Raw genomic sequence first — 19,539 nt, forward strand, 5'->3', positions numbered from 1 at the left:
CGGTACACTTAAGGAGACAACATGAAGGTCCGGACGGAAGCGCGCCGCGAGGCGATCCTGGAGGTCGCCTCGGAGGTTTTTCTGGAACTTGGCTTCGAACGCGCCTCCATCGCCGAGATCGTTCGCCGCATCGGGGGCTCCAAATCCACCATCTACGGCTACTACCCGTCCAAGGAGGCCCTTTTTCAGGCGGTTACCCTGGCAGCGGGCGAGCGGCACATCCGCACCGCCTTCGATGAACTGGCGGCCCACGACATTCGCAGCGGCATCCATGGGGTGCTGGGCAGCTTCTGCAACAAGCTGGTGCAGTTTCTGTGCAGCCCGCAAATGCTGGCCACCCACCGCATGGTGCTGGCCGAGGCGGGGCACTCGAACATGGGCGAGCTGTTCTACGAGGCGGGGCCCCAACGGGGCGCTTGCGAACTGGCGGAGTTCTTGCGCGCTGCCATGGACAACGGCCACCTGCGCACGGAGGACCCACATGTGGCGGCGCTGCAGCTGTTCGCGCTGCTCAACGCAGAAACCCAGCTGCGCTGGTACTACCGCAACCCGCCACCCCTGACGGAGCAGGCGATGCAAGGTGTGGCCGAGCGTGCGCTGGCCACCTTTGCCAGGGCGTATGCGCCGCCATCGGCAACAAAGCACTGCAACGATGATGCTCAGAGATAGCAAAATTCAGCGGCGACCAGGGTCACACTGCACACCCGGCCCCTCAGCACGGTGACCCTGCAAACAGACGAAAATATCCTCCGTTTATTGACAAGGATTCCCGATGACAGGTGTGGTGCTGGGTAAACCCAACTTCGAGGCGATGACCACCGCCGAATTCAAGAGCTTGCTGAACGCGCTGATCAGCGCAGGCTACGTGTCCCTCGACACCCTGCGCCCCGAGATCGACGCCTTCTTCCAAAGCGACCTGGCCAACACCCCGCGCACGCCGCAAGAAGATGCCCAGGTGGACCCCGACATCGTCGGCGACCATTTCTACGACCTGTTCCAGACCATCACCTTCGGCTCGGCAGACGAGGTCGTTGCGCACTACCAGACCTACCAGAACCGCTCCCTGCCCTTCACGGACAAGCTCTACGACTGGTCCACCATCGAGGGCGACTACGGCTACAGGCTCGCCCTGCCCGCCGGCCACCCCGTGCGTACGCTGATGGAGCTGGTCATCGACGCGGCCCGCGAAGGCAATGCGCTGCTCAAATGGGACAACGCGCCCGTGCCCGAGGTGTCGTTCATGTGCCTGTGCCAGTTCGGCATCTTCATCAACCTGCGGCCCTGTCCGCCGCGCATGGCAGAGCTCATTGTCAGGCAGCCCCGCTATGCGCAGGTACGCGACCTGCTGGCGGGGGTGTTCGGCGTGGCGCCGCAGATCTATGCGCAGGATGAGCAGTGAGCTGCCGGCAGTGAACCGCGCATTGCGGTGATGGGGCCGCGCGAAGCCGATGGGCCAGTTACCAGTGCCTTGCCCTACCGGACATCCTTGACCTTGTTGGAGCACACCCGCTTGTGGACGCGGTCAAAGATCCCCTGCAACATGGCCTCCCCCGGCGTTGCCCCTGGGCCCGCATGGGGGTCGAACATCGAGTCCAGGGTGTCCTCGACCAAAAAGCGCCTGAACCCCATGGACCTGCCCGCTCGGTCCTTGCCGTTGATCTCGCCACACAGCGTGATTTTGGAATCGCCATGCTCCGACAGGAACAAACCGCGAAACCGCACGCTCTTGGGATCGGGCAGGGCGTCTGCTGCCGCCTGCTTGGCCTCGCTCACGACAAGGTAGTCGTTGTATGTCCGCGCGGCAGCCGTGGCAGATGCCATGGCCGCCGCGACGAGGATGGTGCACTGTAGTGGGGTCGTTGGCATGGGATGAATTTTGCATTCGATGCGGGACCTGCGCCGTGAAGTACCAGAGGCGCACGGTCACGGCACCCGCACCCCATCCCGTATCTGCGCCACCACCCCGTTTTGCAGCCGCACCACCGACATGAAGTTGCCTGCGCCGCGGTGGTAGGTCCACTCGTCCACGTACTCGCATGTCTCCGTCACATACTGGCGCGGCGCCTCGCGTGGGTGCAGGGGTACGGTCCACACCACGCGCGGGACGCGGATGCATACGGTGTCGGTGGCAAACGGCTGGCCGCACTTCATGACCAGGCTGGCGCGCGAATCGCCCACGCCCACCAGCAGGCCGCCGCAGCCCAGGCTCTGGGCACTGGCTTCTTTCATCGGAGACAGGGTGCAGGCGATGGCGATGGCCGCCAGGGGCAGTGATCGGCGGATGCAGTGGACCATGGCATGGCCGAGAGAGTGGGCGTGGGTCAGCGGCATGGTCATTTGGATGCGAAACAGATGCGGAAGTTTGACGCTGAAAGACACCCCCCATGACAAAGGCCCGCACGCGGCGGGCCCTTCTGGCGCTTGCAGCCTGCCTGCTCAACGGGTGAGCCTGCAGACGCGTTGACCAAGCCGTCTTACTCGGCTTCGATCTTCGAAGTCTTCACCACCGTCGCCCAGTTCGCCAGCTCCACCTTGGCCTTGTCGCCCAGCTGCTGCGGCGTCTGGTAGTCGGCCGTGGCGCCCTGCTCCTGGGCCTTTTGCTTGAAGGCGGGGCTCTGCACCACGGTGCGGATGTCGGCGGCGAGCTTGTCGATCACGGGCTTGGGCACGGCGGCCGGGGCGAACACGGCGAACCAGGAGGTGGCGTCCACCTTGGGGTAGCCGGCCTCGGCGGTGGTGGGTGCATCGGGCAGGCTGGGCAGGCGCTCCTTGCCGGTCACGGCCAGCACGCGCAGCTTGCCGGCGGCGATGTGGGGCATGAAGGGCGGCGCGGTGCCGAAGGTCAGGTCCACCTGGCCGCCCAGCAGGTCCTGCAGCGCGGGGCCGGTGCCCTTGTAGGGCACGTGCACCATCTTCACGCCGCCCTGCTGCTCCAGCATGGCGCCGGTCACATGCTGCAAGGATCCATTGCCCGACGAGGCGTAGTTGAGCTTGCCGGGGTTGGCCTTGGCGTAGGCAATGAGCTCGGCCAGGGTCTTCACCGGCAGGTCGTTGCGCACCACGATGATCTGCGGGGCCGAGATCACGTTGGCCACGGGCTGGAAGTCGCTCTGCTCCCACTGCTTTTGCTTGGTGAGGTGGGGCGAGATGACGTGGTAGCCCGAGTACTGCATGAGCAACGTGTAGCCATCGGGCTCGGCGCGCTTGACGGCGCTGGCCGCAATGGCGCCGTTGCCGCCGCCCTTGTTGTCGGCAATGACCGACTGGCCCAGCACCGGGCCCAGCGCCTGCGCCAGCATGCGGGCCGACAGGTCGGTGGTGCCGCCCGCGGCCGTAGGCACGACCAGCGTGACGGGCTTGGCGGGATAGGTGCTACCGCCCTGGGCCCAGGCGCTGCCGCCAAGGCTTGCGGCCAGCGCGGCCACGGCCAGAAGGGTGAATTGTTTGCGGGTGGTTGTCATGAGGGATGTGTCTCCGTTATCTCAGTTGTTTCAGTTGCCAATGAATCTCGAAGGGGGTGCTGCTCGGGCGTCAGTCGACCTTTGCGCCCGTGTCCTGCACCACCTTGTGCCAGCGCGCCAGGTCGTCCTTGACCAAGGTGCCAAGCTGCGCCGATGTGCCCTTGAACGGCTCGCAGCCCACGTTGGCCAGTTTGTCGATCACGTCCTTGTGGTCCAGGGCCTTGGCCACCTCGGCCTGCAGCAAGGCCACCACGGCGGGCGGGGTGCCAGCGGGCGCGAACATGCCGTACCAGGGCGTTTGCCCAAAGCCCTTGAGCGTCTCGCCCATGGTGGGCGCATCGGGCAGCGCGGCCACGCGCTTTTCATTGACGACACCCAGCACCTTGAGCTTGCCGGCCTTGATGAAGGCGATGGACGACGGCAGGCTCTGCACCGACAGCGGCACCTGCCCGCCCACCACGTCGGTGGCTGCGGCGGCAGAGCCCTTGTAGGGAATGTGCTGCAACTCGATGCCAGCGGCCTTTTGCAGCATCTCGCCGATCAGGTGGTTGAGGGTGCCGTTGCCGGCCGAGGCGATCGAATACTTGCCCGGGCTGGCCTTGGCCACGGCAATCAGCTCGGCCATGTTCTTGGCCGGAAACGACGGGTGCGCCACCAGCACATAGCCCGCAGTGGCCAGCGGCGCCACGGGCTCGAAGTCCTTGACCGGGTCGAACCCGGTGCTCTTGTACAGCCAGGGGTTGATGACCTGGGCGCTGTCGGCCGTCACCAGCAGGGTGTAGCCGTCGGCCTTGGTCTTGGCGGTGTAGGCCGTGCCCACGTTGCCGCCCGCGCCGGGGCGGTTCTCCACCACCACGGGCTGGCCCAGTTGCTCGCTGAGCTTTTGCGCCAGCACGCGTGCAATGGCGTCGTTGGCACCGCCCGCGGCCTGGGGCACGACCACGGTGATGGGCTTGCCGGGGAACTTGGCGGCATCCTGCGCGGCGGCCGTGAACGCCATGGTGCACAGCACTGCGGCAAACACCAGCCTGCGCGGCAGGCTGAAATGGGCTCTCGAATCGCTCATGGTCTTGTCTCCTGTCTATTGTTTTCTTTGAATGAATAAACCAGAACAGCGCTGAAAAAAGCGGTGCGCTATGCGGCGCGCCCTCCCCCCAGCAGCTCTTTCTCCCGCGCCAGGGCCCGCTCCCTGATCGCCTCGAAGTCCCCCGGCACCGGGTGCAGCGCCAGGCGCGGCCCGGCCTTGGCGATCTGGCTGGGGATGTCGTGGCCGATCAGCGCGGGCAGGCGCTGCGCGGCGGCCAGCAGGCGCGGCAAATCCACGCCGGTGGCGTAGCCCATGCAGTCGAGCGCGTGCACGATCTCCTCGCTGCACACGTTGCCGCTGGCGCCGGGCGCGTAGGGGCAGCCGCCCAGGCCGCCCAGTGAGGCGTCGAAGCGGTCGGCCCCGGCGCTGATGCCCGCCAGCACATTGGCCAGGCCCATGCCGCGCGTGTTGTGAAAGTGCAAAGTGAACTCCACACCCGGCCAGCGCGCGCGCGCCGCCGCGGTGATGGCCGCCACCTGCGTGGGGTAGGCCATGCCCGTGGTGTCGCACAGCGTGACGCCGCCCACGCCCAGGTCGACGAAGCGCTGCACCCAGCCGAACACGGCGCCTGGCGCGACCTCGCCCTCCATCGGGCAGCCGAACACGCACGACAGCGACACGTTGACCGCCACGCGCGCCGCCTGCGCCGTGGCCACCACCTGCGCCAGCGCGGCGAACGAATGCTCCTGCGTCATGCGCAGGTTGGCGATGTTGTGCGTGGCGCTGGCCGACATCACCAGGTTGAGCTCGTCGGCCCGCGATTCGATGGCCCGCTCTGCCCCGCGCACATTGGGCACCAGGGCGGTGTAAACGGTGCCGGGGCGGCGCGTGATCTCGCGCATCACCACCTCGGCATCCTTGAGCGCGGGGATGGCCGTGGGCGAGGTGAACGAGGTCACCTCGATCTTGGACAGGCCCGCTTCGGACAGCGCATTGGCCAGCGCGATCTTGTCCTCCGTGGGCACAAAGGTGGCCTCCATCTGCAAGCCGTCGCGCAGGCCCACCTCCTGCATGTGGATGCGCTTGCCCGCGCCAGCCCATACGCCACCTACTTGCGTTGCGTTAGTCATTGGATCACCCCCTTGCTGCGCAGCAGCGCGATCTGCTCGGCCGTCAGGCCCGCCTCGGCCAGCACGGCATCGGTGTCGTCGCCCAGGTGCGGCGCGCTGCTGCGAATGGACCCCGGCGTGGCCGACAGCTTGGGCACGATACCGGGCACCTGCACGCTGTAGCCGTCGCGCGTCTCCTGCGTGAGCAGCATGTCGCGGGCGCGGTAGTGCGGGTCTTCGGCAATGTCGCGCGCGGTGTAGACCTTGCCGGCCGGCACGCGGGCGGTGCCAAGGGCGTCGAGCACCTGCTGCACGGTGAGCGGTGCGCTCCAGGCGCCGATGGCGGCGTCGATCTCGTCCACGCGCGCGACGCGGCCGGCGTTGTCGGCCAGGTCGGGCGCGGCGCCCAGGTCGGGCCGGCCGATGGCCTGCATCAGCCGCTTGAAGATGCTGTCGCCATTGCCCGCCACCAGCACCCAGCCATCGGTGCAGGGGTAGGCGTTGGACGGCGCGATGCCCGGCAGTGCACTGCCCGCCGCCTCGCGCACCGCGCCAAAGGCGCTGTACTCGGGGATCAGGCTTTCCATCACGTTGAACACCGCCTCGTGCAGCGCCACGTCGATCACCTGGCCCTGGCCGCCGTTGACCTTGCGGTGGTACAGCGCCGTGAGCACGCCAATGGCGCCGTGCAGCGCCGCCAGCGTGTCGCCAATCGACACCCCCACCCGCACCGGCACCCGGCCCGGCTCGCCCGTCAGGTGGCGCAGGCCGCCCATGGCCTCGCCAATGGCGCCAAAGCCCGGCAGGTCGCGGTAGGGCCCGGTCTGCCCGTAGCCCGAGATGCGCAGCATCACCAGCCCGGGGTTGATGCGGTGCAGCTCTTCGGGCGACATGCCCCAGCCCTCCAGCGTGCCGGGGCGAAAGTTCTCGATCAGCACGTCGGCCTCGGCGATCAGTTGGCGGGCGATGTCCTGGCCCTCCTTTTGCCGCAGGTCCAGCGCCACGGAGCGCTTGTTGCGCGACTGCACCTGCCACCAGACGGAGGTGCCCTCCTTGATCAGGCGCCAGTTGCGCAGCGGGTCGCCCGATTCTGGCGCTTCGATCTTGATGACCTCGGCGCCAAAGTCGCCCAGCGTCTTGCCGCAGAAGGGGCCGGCGATCAGCTGGCCCATCTCGATCACGCGCACGCCCTGCAGGGCGGCGGCGGTGGGGGTTGGTGTGGCACCCATCGTGTTCTTGTCTCCAATGTCGCAGCCTGCGGGATGAGGTCTGCTGTGTTGCCCCGCATGATGCGCAAAGAAGCCCTGCGGGCAAAACGCTCTTATGACAGCCCACCATCGCAATCCGGCATGGCAGGTAATATCAAACCCATGAAGCTCGACCCCGTCTCCCTGCGCCTGTTCGTTGCCGTGATGGAAGAAAGCACCATTGCCGCCGCCGCCGCGCGCGAGCACCTGGCCGCGTCGGCCGTGAGCCGGCGCCTGGCCGACCTGGAGGATGCCCTGCACGTCACCCTGTTCACCCGCAGCAACAAGGGCACCGAGCCCACGGCTGCGGCCTATGCCCTGCTGAACCTGGCACGCGGCGTGCTCAACGACCTGGACGGCATCGCCACGCAGATGCGCGACTACGGCGCCGGCCTGCGGGGCCACGTGCGCGTGGTGGCCAACATCTCGGCCATCAGCCAGTTCTTGCCGGCGCAGCTGCAAAGCTTCATGGCCCTGCACCCGCAGGTGGATGTGCGGCTGCAGGAGCAGATCAGCACCGCCATCGCCCAATCGGTGGCCGAGAACGCGGCCGACATCGGCATCCTCAACCACGGCCACTATGGCGACCGCGTGGTGCAACTGCCCTACCGCACCGACGAGCTGGCCCTGGTGGTGCCGCGCGACCATGCCCTGGCGCGACGCAAATCCGTGCGCCTGGTGGATGCCCTGCCCTACGACTTCGTGGGCGCGCACCCGGGCAGCGCCATCAACAACCAGCTCACCAAGGCCGCTGCCGAAACCGGGCTGCCGCTGCGCCTGCGCATGCAGGTCACCAGCTACGACGCACTGTGCCTCATGGTCGCCGCCGGCCTGGGCGTAGGCGTCATGCCGCGTGGCAGCGCCGCCCTGTACAAGGGCAGCCAGCCCATCCGCGTGGTCACCTTGAACGAGCCCTGGGCCCACCGCCAGCTGGTGCTGTGCGTGCGCTCGGAAGAGTCGCTGTCGAGCGTGGCGCGCCTGCTGGTGGACCACCTGCGTGCCCCTGCCCAAGGGCCTGCCGCATGACGGCCCCGGCCCTGCCCCCGCTGCAGTGGGATGTGTTCTGCCAGGTCATCGACAACTATGGCGACATCGGCGTGTGCTGGCGCCTGGCCAGCCAGTTGGCCGCGCGCGGCCAGCGCGTGCGCCTGTGGGTGGACGATGCCTCGGCCCTGGGGTGGATGGCGCCGGCCGGGCACCCAGGGGTCGAGCTGCGCCCCTGGGGCGGCGCGGTGCCCGCCGCGCACGAGGCCGCGCCCGATGTGCTGGTCGAGGCCTTTGGCTGCGAAATCCCCGAACCCTTCCTGGCCTGGGCTGTGGGGCGGGCCCAAGACCGGCAACCCGTGTGGATCAACCTCGAATACCTCTCGGCCGAGGCCTATGTGGAGCGCAACCACCGCCTGCCCTCGCTCATCATGTCCGGCCCCGCCCGGGGCTGGACGCGCTGGTTCTTCTACCCCGGCTTCACCCCCGCCACGGGCGGCCTGCTGCGCGAGCCGGGCCTGCTGGACCAGCGCCCACCCGGCTTTGCCGCCGCCTGGCGCGCGGGCCAGGCTGCGGCCACCATCACGCCACAGCGCTGGATGTCGCTGTTCTGCTACGAGCCCGCCGCCCTGCCCGCCCTGCTGGCCCAGGCCATGCAGCCCGGTGCCGTACCCACCCGCCTGCTGGTCACGCCTGGCCGTGCCACCCAGGCGGTGCGGTCCGCATTGGCCACCTTGCCGGCAGAGCATGGCCCGCTGCAACTGCAGTTTCTGGCCCCCACCGACCAGCCGGGTTTCGACGACCTGCTCAGGGCCAGCGACTTCAACGCCGTGCGCGGCGAGGACTCGCTGGTGCGCGCCCTGTGGGCCGGCCGCGCCCTGGTGTGGCACATCTACCCGCAGGACGATGGCGCCCACCACGCCAAGCTGGCGGCGTTTCTCGACTGGCTGCAGGCCCCGGCCTCGCTGCGCGGCTTTCACGCCGCGTGGAACGGCATCCCCGGCCACGGCCCGCTGATCATTCCGGATGATGAAACCCTGGCCGAGTGGACCGCCTGCGTGCGTGCGGCGCGCGCACGGCTCATGCAACAAACCGACCTGGTGGGCCAGTTGGTAGGATTTATCGCGGAAAAAAGGTAAAATCCGAGGCTTTGCGCAAATCGAGGCGCGGTACCAAAGTGCCCGCACACCGCGCAATCCCGCCGCGGAACATGCGCCGGCCAGTTGCACAGCCCCCAGGGGCGTGTGGCCAGCGCGTTGAGCGGCCCCCAACCCAAGCAACCAAACTGCTATGAAAATCGCTCAAGAAATCCGCGCCGGCAACGTCATCATGCACGGCAAGGACCCCATGGTCGTCCTCAAGACCGAATACGCCCGTGGCGGCCGCGGTGCAGCCACCGTGCGCATGAAGCTCAAGAGCCTGATCGGCAACTTCGGCACCGAAAACGTGTTCAAGGCCGACGACAAGATCGACAACGTGATCCTGGACAAGAAGGACTGCACGTACTCCTACTTCGCCGACCCCATGTACGTCTGCATGGACACCGACTACAACCAGTACGAAGTCGAAGCCGAAAACATGGGCGACGCACTTAACTACCTCGAAGACGGCATGGCCCTCGAAGTGGTGTTCTACGACGGCAAGGCCATCTCGGTCGAACTGCCCACCAGCGTCGAGCGCGAAATCACCTGGACGGAACCTGCCGTCAAGGGCGACACCTCCGGCAAGGTCCTGAAGCCCGCCAAGATCGCCACCGGCTTCGAAGTGCCCGTGCCCCTGTTCGTCTCGCAAGGCGACAAGATCGAAATCGACACCCGCACCGGCGAATACCGCAAGCGCGTTTAAGGTTCTGCAGGCCCACCTGCAAGACCTCCGAAAAAGGCTTCCTCCGGGAAGCCTTTTTTGTTGGTGCCCCCTGCACGGCGCGGGCCTTGCGGCCCGATCCACCGCCGGCCCAGCGATTTCTTGCGAGCGTCACAGGCCTCGCGCACAATCATTGCCATGGACCCCACCGCCGACCTCGCCACCGACCTCACCGCACTCCTCCCCCGCTGGCGCATCGATGGGGTCGACATGCTGCCGCCCGGCGATCCTGCGCAGGTCCAGGCGCTGTTTGCCCAACTGGGCCAGCCCGCCACCGCCGAAGTGCTCACCCTGTACACCACCCTGGGCGGCATGGTCACCATGGACGGCGAGTTCTGGCGCCTGTGGTCGCTCGACGAAGTCAGCCGCGCCAACCAGGGCCCGCCCTCCGAATGGGGCGTTCAGTTCGCAGACTTTCTGACCCATAGCCAGGTGTTTCGCCTGCGCACGGCGGCGGATGGCCGCTCGGAAGTCTTCGCCGGCCCCTTGAGCGCAGACAGCCCACCCGTGCGGGTAGCGGCCTCGCTCAACGAGTTCTTTGCGCTGTACCGCGGCGACCCGGACCAGGTGCTGCAGCCGCGCTGAATCGGCGTCAGGCGCGACGGAGCTGTCGCATCGGGGTAACTACCAGCACGGGCATCCAACGACGAGTATTCGTTTGTAAATGACTTGCTTTCTGGTAAAACCGGTTTCACAGTGTGCGACCGCAGCAGGGGTGCCCCACCTGACGATGGGCAGGGCCCCTCTACATGCACGCACCCGTCGCCCGCTGTGACCCGCCCATGTTCCGGGATGCCGCGCACCACGCGGCAGTGCCGTTGCAGGTCTTGTCAGGCCTGTGCGCCACTTGCCCCCGTCAATCCAGAACACATGGCGACCGCCCCGCTCCGGCGGGCAGCAGGTCTGCCACATCCATGAGGAAACGCCCATGACCAGCCCGAACGCCACCGACAACTACCTGCCACCGGGCACACGCGACTCTGTTGAGCTGGTCTTCGTGTTCGATGACCTGCACGACTGGCAGATGCTGGCGGCCGCCGCGCCCGAAGGTGCCGAGGTGGTGATGATCGATGGCTGGAGCGATGGGCTGGCGCAGATGGCCGCGCACCTGCAGGGGCGAAGCGGCATCGGCGCGCTGCATGTGCTGTCCCATGGCAGCCACGGCCGCCTTCACTGGGGAACCACCGTGCTGGATGCGGGCAATGCGCCTGGCCATGCCGACATGCTGCGTTCCATCGGCACCACTCTGGCAGAAGATGGTGACGTACTGCTCTATGGGTGTCACTCAGGGGCAGGCGCTGCGGGCGCTGCACTACTGCGCACCCTGTCAGACTTTTTCGGTGCCAGCGTTGCCGCATCGACCAACCTCACAGGTGCGGCAGCCTTGGGCGGCGACTGGTTGCTGGGGCGCCAGCACGGTGCGATACATACCCCCGCCATGGAGGGGCCGGCATCCTACGGCGGCTTGCTGGCAGCGCCGGTCAGCGAAACCTTCGACGGGGTCGCCGTCAATGGCGGTACCGGCCAAAGCCAGGGCACGACCGGGGTGGCACGCCCGATCAATGGCTGGACATTCACCCTATTGAACAGCGCCGGAACCCAGGATGCCGGGGGCTATGTCGACGTGACGCAACTGAGCACCGACACGTCCATGGCCGACGGGGGCAGCGACCACGCGGCATACATGAACGGCACCTATGTCGCTGCTTCCAGCGGTACCCAGGCTGCGGGGGTGCTCAAGGCGACCACGGGCGAGGAGTTTTCCTTTGTCTCCATCACCGTGGAAAACGGCGGGGGTGCCAACACCTACCGACTCGTCGGCTACCTGAACGGCAGTGCCGTCTCGGGCGCCACGCAGAACTTCACGGCACCGGCATTCGGCAGCAACACCACCGTTTCGGTATCGGGCTCCCAGTGGCAGTACGTGGACGAAGTGCGAATCGTGCAGCAGAACGGCGCTGCCGATATCTCGATCTACATCGACGACATCGTGGTGGCGGCTGCAGTGCCACCCGCCACCATCACCAGCGCCACCTACGATGCCTCCAACGGCGTTCTGTCGGTCACAGCCGCCGGCATGACCAACGGGGACACCATCGACGTTACCAAGCTCAGCCTCACCGGCCAGGGTGGCGCAAGCTACACCCTGACCACCGCCAACACCACGGCCACCAGCGCCACGGCGTTTTCGGTGACGTTGAACTCCGCAGACAAGCTGGCCATCAATGGCGTGCTGAACAACAACGGCACCTCGGCCGCCGGCGGCACCACTTTCAATCTGGCTGGCGCTGCCAACTGGGACACCACGGCGTCCGCCCCCGCCGACCTCACCGGCAACGGCGTCACGGTCAGCAACGTCACCGCCCCCACCATCACCTCGGCCAGCTACGACGCTGCCACCGGAATACTGACCGTCACCGGTACCGGTCTGGTCAAGGTCGTTGGCGCGACCAATGACATCACCGTGAACAAGCTGCGCATCGTCGGCGAGGGCGGCACGGGCCGCACCCTGGTGATATCGAGCAATGTCGAAGTGACGGATGCCACCAGCTTTGCGGTGCAGCTGTCCGGCAACGACCGGATCGTTGTTGACAGCCTGCTCAACAAGAATGGCGCCACATCCTCCAGCGGCTCGACCTACAACGTCGTCGCCTTCGATGACTGGAACAGCACGATCACGAACGGCGACATCTCCGACGCCACCAACCCGCTGACTGTCTCGAATGTGCCTGTACCGACGATTACGTCGGCCACGTACGACGCCTCCACAGGGACTCTCAGTTTTGTGGGTACCGGCCTGGTGCAGCTGACGGGCGTCAACAACGACATCATCGCCAACAAGTTCACCCTGACCGGCGAGGGCGGTGCCACCTACACCCTGACCGACACGGCCAATGTCGATATCGCCACCACATCGAACACGGCGTTCACGCTGACCCTGAGCGCTACCGACAAATCCGGCATCAACCAGATCATCAACAAGAACGGCAGCAGTTCCACCGGCGGCACCACGTACAACGTGGCCGCAGCAGAGGACTGGGCTGCCGGGGCTGATGCCGCCGTGGTGGTTGCAGACCTCACGGGCAATGGCGTCACTGCCACCGTCGCGGCCCCCACCGTGACCTCGGCCACCTACGATGCCAGCACCGGCACCCTGGTGGTCACAGGCACCGGCTTCACGCACCGCAGTGGCGCCACCAACGACATCATTGCCAACAAGTTCACCCTCACCGGCCAGGGCGGCGGCACTTACACGCTGACCGATACCTCCAACGTGGAGATCACCTCGGACACGGGGTTCACGCTCACCCTGTCCGCTACCGACAAAAACGGCCTGCGCACGCTGGTCACCGCCAACGGCACACAATCCGCAGGCGGCACCACCTACAACTTGGCTGCGGCAGACGATTGGGCCAATGGTGCCGATGCTGCACTGAATATCGCCGACACCACAGGCAACGGCATCACGGTCTCCAACGTGGTCTCGCCCACCCTCACCTCGGCCACCTACGATGCCGCCACCGGCATCCTGTCCGTCACCGGCACCGGCATGGTGACCGGTGATGCCATCGATGTATCCAAGCTGTCCCTCACCGGCCAGGCTGGCAGCTACACGCTGACCAGCACCAACGTCACCACCACCAGCGCCACGGCGTTCTCCGTCACCCTGAATGCCGCAGACAAGCTGGCCCTCAACGGCGTACTGAACAACAACGGCACAAGCGCAGTCGATACCACCACCTTCAACCTGGCCGGGGCCACGGGCTGGAATTCCACTGTCGGCGCTGCGGCCGACCTCACGGGCAACGGTGTCACCGTCTCCAACGTGGCCGCCCCCACCGTCACCTCGGCTACCTACGACGGCACCACCAACACCCTGGTGGTCACCGGCACCGGCCTGGTCAAGACCATCGGCGCCACCAACGACGTCACGGTGTCCACCCTGACCATCACCGGCGAGGGCGGTGCCACCCGCACCCTGTCCACCACGGGCAATGTGGAAGTGACTTCGGCCACCAGCTTCACCGTCACCCTCACGGGCGCAGACATCGCCGGCGTCGCCTCGTTGCTCAACAAGAACGGTATTTCTTCGGCCAGCAGCGCCACCACCTACAACATCGCGGCGGCCGATGACTGGAACAGCGTGGTCACGGGCGGCAACATCGCCGACCTCACCGGCAACGGCATCACCGTTGCCAACGCCGCCCCAAGCATCCTTTCTTCCACCTACGATGCCGCCACCGGCATCCTCTCGGTATCGGCCGTGAACATCGTCACCGGCGACACCATCGACGTCTCCAAGCTGTCGGTCGTCGGCCAGGGCGGGGGCTCCTACACCCTGACCAGTGGCAACGTCGCCGCTGCCAGCGCCACGGCGTTCTCGGTCACCCTGAACGCCGCAGACAAGCTGGCCGTGGGCGGCCTGCTGAACAAGGCCGGCACCACGGCCGCAGACGCCACCACCTTCAACCTGGCCGCCGCCGCCAGCTGGGATGCGACGACCACCTCGGGTGCAGACCTGACGGGCAACGCGGTGACCGTGTCGAATGTCTCGGCACCCACCATCACCTCGGCCACCTACGACGTCACCACCCACGTCCTCACCGTGACCGGCACGGGTCTGGTCCAGACCCTGGGGGCAACGAACGACGTCACGGTGTCCAACCTGACCATCACTGGCGAAGGTGGTACCACCCGCTCGCTGAGCACCACGGGCAACGTCGAAGTGATCTCGGGCACCAGCTTTGCCGTGACCCTGGCCGGCGCAGACCAGGTGGCTGTGGAGGCCCTGTTCAACAAGAACGGCACCACGTCCACCAGCGGCACCACCTACAACCTGGCTGCGGCCGACGACTGGAACAGCGTGGTCACCGGCGGCGACATTGCCGATGCCACTTCGCCCATCACGGTGAGCAACGTGGCTGTCCCGACCATCACCAGCTCCGTCTACAACGCCAACACCGGCGTGCTGACGGTCACCGGTACCGGGCTCACAGCTGCGTCCGGCGCGGTCAATGACATCGTGGCCAACAAGCTGAGCCTGCAGGGCGAAGGCGGTGCCAGCTACACGCTGACCACCACCAGCAATGTGGAGATCACCAGCGGCACCAGTTTCACGCTGACCCTGAGCGCGGCCGACCGCCTGGGTGCCAACCTGATCATGAACAAGAACGGCACCAGCTCCACCAGTGTCAATACGTACAACCTGATCGCCGCAGAGGACTGGGCCGCCGGGGCAGACGCCGCCGTGGTGGTGGCCGACCTGACGGGCAATGGTGTCACGGTGACCAATGTGGTGGCCCCCACCGTCACCAGCGCCACCTACAACGTGGCCACCGGCGTGCTGGTGGTCACGGGCAACAACTTCCTCTCGCTGACCGGGGCGAACAATGACATCACGGCCAACCGCATTCGCTTTCTGGGCCAGGGGGCGTTCAACTACACGCTGACCGATACGTCCAATGTGGACATCACGTCCAACACCAGCTTCACCATGACCATGAGCGCCAACGACAAGGCCCAGTTGGCGTTGCGGCTGAACAAGGATGGCACGAGCTCCACCGACACCACCACCTACAACATCGGCATGCTGGAGGACTGGAACACGGGTGCGGCCGTGGCGGTGGTGATTGCGGACCTGTTTGGCAATTCGGTCACGGTCTCTGGCAACAACGTGGCGCCCGCCGTGAGTGGGGTCGTGGCGGGGCAAGCCGTCAACGACAACGCGACGGTTTCTCCGTTCGCGGGCATCGTCATCAGCGACCCGGATGTGGGTGCTTCGGAGACGGTGATCATCACGCTGGACACTGCGGCCAAGGGGGCGTTCACTGCGGCCTCGCTCACGGCCTCGGGCTTCTCCACCGCCGATGGCGGGCTCACGTACACCCATGCGGCAGGCACCCCCGCCGACATCCAGGCCGCGCTTCGCGCCCTGGTGTTCAAACCGGCAGTGGGTCGTGTGGCTCCGGGGGCGACCGAGACCACCACGTTCACGATCAGCGTCAATGACGGCATTGCGTCGGCGGTGCTGAACAACACCACCACGGTGGTCAGCACGGCCATTGCAGTCGATTCTGGCGGCGGCACCCCACCGGCCACCACCATCGACGGCGTGCCCGTCACCACCGAGTCGGGCCCTGCAGGCTCCACCATCATCACCGTGCCGGTGGTGCTGCCCACCCGGCCCGATACCGCAGGCACACCCACTCCGCTGGCCGACATCCCTATCGTCAAGGCAGCCGATGGCCATTCCATCGTCTCCGTCAGCGTGCCCACCGGGGTGGGGCTGTCGGCTGAAGGCCTCTCCGGCACGTCCACAGGGGCTGCGGCCCTGGCAGAACTGGGGTTCCGCATCGAGCGCGTGACCGGCAACAACCCCGAGCTGACCAACGCCGGCCAGGTGTTCTATGCCACCCTGGGGCCCAATGAACCGCTGTCGGTGCAGATCTTGAAGCCTACGGCAGGGGTGGGCTTCAATCCCAGCGTGCCGCTCGTCATCAACGGCAGCGCCAACCCTGCCGATGGCAAGCAGGCGGTGATCATCGACGCGCGCGGCCTGCCTGCAGGTTCGGTGATCCAGGTGGACAACATCGAGTTCATCGCCGTGGTGGGCAATGTGCGCGTCATCGGCGGCGCGGGCCAGAACATGGCCAGCGGCGACAGCGGTGCCCAGTGGATCGTGCTCGGCCCCGATGACGACATCGTCCATGGCGGCGGCGGCAACGATGTGGTGGGCAGCGAGGGCGGCGATGACCAGGTCTTTGGCGATGCCGGCGACGACATCGTGTTTGGCGGCGCAGGCAATGACCTGCTCTCCGGTGGCACGGGCAGTGACCGCCTGAATGGGGGCACGGGCTTTGACGTGGCGATCCAGGAAGGCACACGCGCCGACTACACCGTCGTGCTGGAAGGCGCAGGCATCAAGCTCACGCACACCGCCACCGGTGTCTCCGATTGGCTGGTGGATGTGGAGCAGGTGCGCTTTGCAACGGGCCCGAGCCTCACGGTGGCGCACAGCGCCGCCGAAGAAGCAGGCGCCTATCTGTTCCAGAAGTGGATTGGCCGCGATCTGAACCAGGGCGAGGGGGCCATCATCCAGAGCCTGACGGGCAAGACGGCGCTGGAAGTGGCGACGCTGTTCGCCCAGGTCTTCCCCGAGCAGAGTGCGGGCAAGACGCCTGCCCAATTGCTGGAAGGCATGGGTGCAGCGGGAGCCGTGCGCGTGGATGCCGTGCGGGATGTGACCGTGACCGGTGATGCAGGCAACAACACCATCACGCCGACGCTGGGCCTGGCCCGGTATGTGGATGGGGGTGCAGGCATCGACACAGTCGTCATCCCGGCAACCCTCTCACAGACCTATGTGCAATCCCAGAACAATGGCAGCTTCACCTTGCAACGCCTGACGGATGGGGCGATGCTGGATGTGACGCGGGTGGAGCGGGTCACGTTCAATGACACCAGGCTGGCCTTGGACCTGAACGGCCATGCGGGCGAAGCGGCCAAGCTGCTGGGTGCCCTGGGCGGGCCGGCTTTGCTGGCCAACAAGGGCGTGGTGGGCGAGGTGATCCGGCTGCTGGATGCCGGGGCCAGCAGCCAGACCATCGCGGGGCTGGGGCTGCAGCTCTTGGGAGCGAGCACGCCTACGCAGATTGCGCAGACGCTGTGGACGAATGTGGTGGGCCGGGCGGGCACCGACAGCGAACTCAAGCTGCTGACCGACATCATGGCTGGGGGGGTATCAGCCTCCGAGCTGACGGTGATGGCGGCGAATCTGGAGATGAACGCGGTGCGGATTGATCTGGTGGGGCTGACGGCCAAGGGGATTGAGTTCGCTTGAAGCCAGCCTGGCTTGCATCAAAGGCAGGGCCCTGCCCTGCCCCAGCCCCCCCGGGCTGGCCGGCCCGCAAAGGCCGGCAAATACCCTTACAGCGAAGTTGCAATATGATACAAATCGTGGGCACTGCAGCGATGGCGCTGCAGGTGCTGGGGGCGCAGCTTCTAGGGCCATGATGGCCCGCTCGAGACCCGCGCGACCTCAATCGAATGCATTGCCACCATGAAGTGCTTCCCTATGAAAGTGGCAAACGCGCATGAGCACCGACTGGATTCCCTGTGAACTGACCACTGCCGGCCAGCGCAGCCTTGTTCGATGGATCCACCCCGGCGCCAAGCCGCTGTTCACAGAACCCTTCTTTCGCCAGACCATCGACGCGCTGGTCCAGGCAAACGCCGTGCAGAAGCTCACGCCCCTGGAGGCGCTGGCAGAGGTGGCGCCGGCCAAGGCACCGGCGGGCTTCATCTTCCACGTGTCGCGCTGCGGGTCCACCCTGGTGAGCCGCAGCCTGGCCGGCATACCCCGCCACCGCGTGGTATCGGAGCCTGCGCCCGTGAACCAGTGGCTGCTGGCCCACGGCTTGGACCCACAGGCAAAGTGGCCGCAGCTCAAGGGGCTGATACACGCCCTGTGCGGCACGGCTGTCGGTGTGGACTGCTTCATCAAATTCACCAGTTGGAACCTGCTGCACCTGCCGCAGTTGCTGGCGCTCTTTCCCGCCACCCCCTGGGTCTTCGTCTACCGGGACCCGGTCGACGTGCTGCAATCCCTGGTGGCGCGGCCGCCGCGCTGGGCGGCCCTCCCGCAACTGGCCCCTGCCCTGGGCGGCCACCAGGCCGATGGCCCTCAAGCGCTGGCGCAGGTTCTGCAGCGCCTGTTTGCCGCCCCGCTGCCGCATTGGAGTGGGCGGGCTCTGGCGATCAACTATGCCCAGCTGCCGGCCGCCATGGCCGACATTGCCGAGCACTTCGGCCTCAGGCTGGACGCAGCGGAGCAGGCACGCATGGTGCACGTGGCGCAATACGATGCCAAGCAGGCCGGTGAAGTCCCCTTTCGCCCGCGTGAGCGCGCCCCTGTGTCGGAGGCCATGGGCAGCGCCATGGCGCCACTGAACCAGCTGTGGGATCAATGGGAGGCGATGCGCACCCCATCGGAGGCACTGCATGCCCACTGAAGCCACCGCAATCCGCGCGCCGCTGTCACCCGATGCGCGCGACCAGCGCCTGCTGGAGCTGATCGGGGCGGGCAAAATCGCCGCGCCAGACAACGAACTGCTGGCAGACATCCACCGGCGCCGGGGCGACATGGCCGCTGCGGCGGCGGAGTACCGGCGCCTGCATGCCCGAAAGGCCGGAGCGCCTCGCATCGACCTGCTGAACGCCATTTTCAATGGTGGCAATGCGCCAGCACGCCTGCCGCAATCCGATTTTGCGCCTGCCCCCTTCGTGCAGTTCGATGGCTTCTTCGGCCATGCGCTGAACCAGCACCTGCTCGACTACGCGATCTCGCGCCAGGACATCTTCAGGCCGACGGAGCTGCAGGCGGCAGACCAGTACGAAAAGCAGCGCAGCACGCTGGTCACCTACGACGTGGGCTCCCCGGGCGAGGCGATGCGCGCCGCGGTCAGCGAGCGTCTGCCCCTGCTGTGCGAGCGGCTGGGCATGCCGGTGTTCGACATCGATTTCATCCAGCTCAAGATCGCGGCGTATGCGGCCGGCGACTTCTTCAAGGCCCACCAGGACAACGGACTCAGCCATACGGGTCGGCGGATCAGTTTCGTCTACTACTTTCACCGCGAGCCCAAGCCCTACCGCGGTGGCGACCTGCTGCTGTACGACAGCCGCTTCGACCCGCGCGCCTATGTGCGCACCCTGTTCACACGCATCGTTCCGCACAACGACAGCATCGTGTTCTTCCCCAGCGAGTATTTCCACGAGGTGCTGCCCGTGGAAACCGCCCCGCAAGACTTCAGCGCCAGCCGTTTCACCATGGCCGGCCATATCGGTTGACA

Annotated in this window: 15 protein-coding genes; 9 read left to right on the top strand and 6 right to left on the bottom strand. The window is 66.6% G+C overall.

Annotated elements, in window-relative coordinates; translation table 11 throughout:
• Positions 1–21 precede the first annotated feature (21 nt).
• Together ACSQ9E_RS16865 and ACSQ9E_RS16870 are read left to right on the top strand one after the other, a co-directional pair.
• On the top strand, positions 22–669 hold the full coding sequence (locus ACSQ9E_RS16865; RefSeq protein WP_436218566.1) for a TetR/AcrR family transcriptional regulator: 648 nt from the start codon (positions 22–24) through the stop codon (positions 667–669).
• Positions 670–772: 103 nt separating this feature from the next.
• Positions 773–1,399, top strand: coding sequence for a hypothetical protein (locus ACSQ9E_RS16870; protein WP_436218567.1), 627 nt, complete (start codon positions 773–775; stop codon positions 1,397–1,399).
• Between the two features lie 74 nt (positions 1,400–1,473).
• Here the strand turns inward: ACSQ9E_RS16870 and ACSQ9E_RS16875 are convergent, their stop codons facing one another.
• The 6 genes from ACSQ9E_RS16875 to ACSQ9E_RS16900 form a co-directional block, all read right to left on the bottom strand.
• Positions 1,474–1,866, bottom strand: coding sequence for a hypothetical protein (locus ACSQ9E_RS16875; RefSeq protein ID WP_436218568.1), 393 nt, complete (start codon positions 1,864–1,866; stop codon positions 1,474–1,476).
• Between the two features lie 57 nt (positions 1,867–1,923).
• Positions 1,924–2,331, bottom strand: a complete 408-nt coding sequence (locus tag ACSQ9E_RS16880) for a DUF2845 domain-containing protein (RefSeq protein ID WP_436218569.1) — start codon at positions 2,329–2,331, stop codon at positions 1,924–1,926.
• Between the two features lie 143 nt (positions 2,332–2,474).
• Positions 2,475–3,461: a Bug family tripartite tricarboxylate transporter substrate binding protein gene (locus ACSQ9E_RS16885; RefSeq protein ID WP_436218570.1), complete on the bottom strand. Its 987-nt coding sequence runs from the start codon at positions 3,459–3,461 to the stop codon at positions 2,475–2,477.
• Positions 3,462–3,531: 70 nt separating this feature from the next.
• Complete coding sequence (locus tag ACSQ9E_RS16890; protein ID WP_428001448.1) at positions 3,532–4,527, bottom strand: Bug family tripartite tricarboxylate transporter substrate binding protein; 996 nt, start codon at positions 4,525–4,527, stop codon at positions 3,532–3,534.
• 68 nt (positions 4,528–4,595) lie between these two features.
• Positions 4,596–5,618, bottom strand: a complete 1,023-nt coding sequence (locus ACSQ9E_RS16895) for a hydroxymethylglutaryl-CoA lyase (RefSeq protein ID WP_436218571.1) — start codon at positions 5,616–5,618, stop codon at positions 4,596–4,598.
• Positions 5,615–6,826, bottom strand: a complete 1,212-nt coding sequence (locus ACSQ9E_RS16900; RefSeq protein ID WP_436218572.1) for a CaiB/BaiF CoA transferase family protein — start codon at positions 6,824–6,826, stop codon at positions 5,615–5,617. Before ACSQ9E_RS16900 ends, ACSQ9E_RS16895 begins: the two co-directional genes overlap by 4 nt.
• A gap of 141 nt (positions 6,827–6,967) precedes the next feature.
• Here ACSQ9E_RS16900 and ACSQ9E_RS16905 point away from each other — a divergent pair, with 141 nt between their 5' ends.
• The 7 genes from ACSQ9E_RS16905 (at position 6,968) to ACSQ9E_RS16935 (ending at position 19,537) form a co-directional block, all read left to right on the top strand.
• Entirely contained in the window at positions 6,968–7,870 is a 903-nt protein-coding gene (locus ACSQ9E_RS16905; RefSeq protein WP_436218573.1) for a LysR family transcriptional regulator, read from the top strand.
• A complete protein-coding gene (earP, locus tag ACSQ9E_RS16910) occupies positions 7,867–8,967 on the top strand; it encodes an elongation factor P maturation arginine rhamnosyltransferase EarP (RefSeq protein ID WP_436218574.1) in 1,101 nt (366 codons plus the stop codon). Before ACSQ9E_RS16905 ends, earP begins: the two co-directional genes overlap by 4 nt.
• Positions 8,968–9,118: 151 nt before the next feature.
• Positions 9,119–9,673: an elongation factor P gene (gene efp / locus ACSQ9E_RS16915; RefSeq protein WP_007852467.1), complete on the top strand. Its 555-nt coding sequence runs from the start codon at positions 9,119–9,121 to the stop codon at positions 9,671–9,673.
• Positions 9,674–9,829: 156 nt separating this feature from the next.
• A complete protein-coding gene (locus ACSQ9E_RS16920; protein WP_436218575.1) occupies positions 9,830–10,276 on the top strand; it encodes a hypothetical protein in 447 nt (148 codons plus the stop codon).
• A 343-nt stretch (positions 10,277–10,619) separates the two neighbouring features.
• Entirely contained in the window at positions 10,620–17,531 is a 6,912-nt protein-coding gene (locus tag ACSQ9E_RS16925; protein WP_436218576.1) for a DUF4347 domain-containing protein, read from the top strand.
• Between the two features lie 253 nt (positions 17,532–17,784).
• Entirely contained in the window at positions 17,785–18,702 is a 918-nt protein-coding gene (locus ACSQ9E_RS16930) for a hypothetical protein (RefSeq protein ID WP_057269348.1), read from the top strand.
• Positions 18,692–19,537: a 2OG-Fe(II) oxygenase gene (locus ACSQ9E_RS16935; protein WP_436218577.1), complete on the top strand. Its 846-nt coding sequence runs from the start codon at positions 18,692–18,694 to the stop codon at positions 19,535–19,537. Before ACSQ9E_RS16930 ends, ACSQ9E_RS16935 begins: the two co-directional genes overlap by 11 nt.
• Positions 19,538–19,539 lie beyond the last annotated feature (2 nt).

It is taken from the genome of Acidovorax sp. LjRoot118 (genome assembly GCF_964253575.1).
Classification (GTDB): Bacteria; Pseudomonadota; Gammaproteobacteria; order Burkholderiales; family Burkholderiaceae_C; genus Acidovorax.

Coding starts and splice junctions, on each gene's coding strand:
- ACSQ9E_RS16865 (WP_436218566.1), top strand. CDS start 22: ATGAAGGTCCGGACGGAAGCGCGCCGCGAGGCGATCCTGGAGGTCGCC.
- ACSQ9E_RS16870 (WP_436218567.1), top strand. CDS start 773: ATGACAGGTGTGGTGCTGGGTAAACCCAACTTCGAGGCGATGACCACC.
- ACSQ9E_RS16875 (WP_436218568.1), bottom strand. CDS start 1,866: ATGCCAACGACCCCACTACAGTGCACCATCCTCGTCGCGGCGGCCATG.
- ACSQ9E_RS16880 (WP_436218569.1), bottom strand. CDS start 2,331: ATGCCGCTGACCCACGCCCACTCTCTCGGCCATGCCATGGTCCACTGC.
- ACSQ9E_RS16885 (WP_436218570.1), bottom strand. CDS start 3,461: ATGACAACCACCCGCAAACAATTCACCCTTCTGGCCGTGGCCGCGCTG.
- ACSQ9E_RS16890 (WP_428001448.1), bottom strand. CDS start 4,527: ATGAGCGATTCGAGAGCCCATTTCAGCCTGCCGCGCAGGCTGGTGTTT.
- ACSQ9E_RS16895 (WP_436218571.1), bottom strand. CDS start 5,618: ATGACTAACGCAACGCAAGTAGGTGGCGTATGGGCTGGCGCGGGCAAG.
- ACSQ9E_RS16900 (WP_436218572.1), bottom strand. CDS start 6,826: ATGGGTGCCACACCAACCCCCACCGCCGCCGCCCTGCAGGGCGTGCGC.
- ACSQ9E_RS16905 (WP_436218573.1), top strand. CDS start 6,968: ATGAAGCTCGACCCCGTCTCCCTGCGCCTGTTCGTTGCCGTGATGGAA.
- earP (WP_436218574.1), top strand. CDS start 7,867: ATGACGGCCCCGGCCCTGCCCCCGCTGCAGTGGGATGTGTTCTGCCAG.
- efp (WP_007852467.1), top strand. CDS start 9,119: ATGAAAATCGCTCAAGAAATCCGCGCCGGCAACGTCATCATGCACGGC.
- ACSQ9E_RS16920 (WP_436218575.1), top strand. CDS start 9,830: ATGGACCCCACCGCCGACCTCGCCACCGACCTCACCGCACTCCTCCCC.
- ACSQ9E_RS16925 (WP_436218576.1), top strand. CDS start 10,620: ATGACCAGCCCGAACGCCACCGACAACTACCTGCCACCGGGCACACGC.
- ACSQ9E_RS16930 (WP_057269348.1), top strand. CDS start 17,785: ATGAGCACCGACTGGATTCCCTGTGAACTGACCACTGCCGGCCAGCGC.
- ACSQ9E_RS16935 (WP_436218577.1), top strand. CDS start 18,692: ATGCCCACTGAAGCCACCGCAATCCGCGCGCCGCTGTCACCCGATGCG.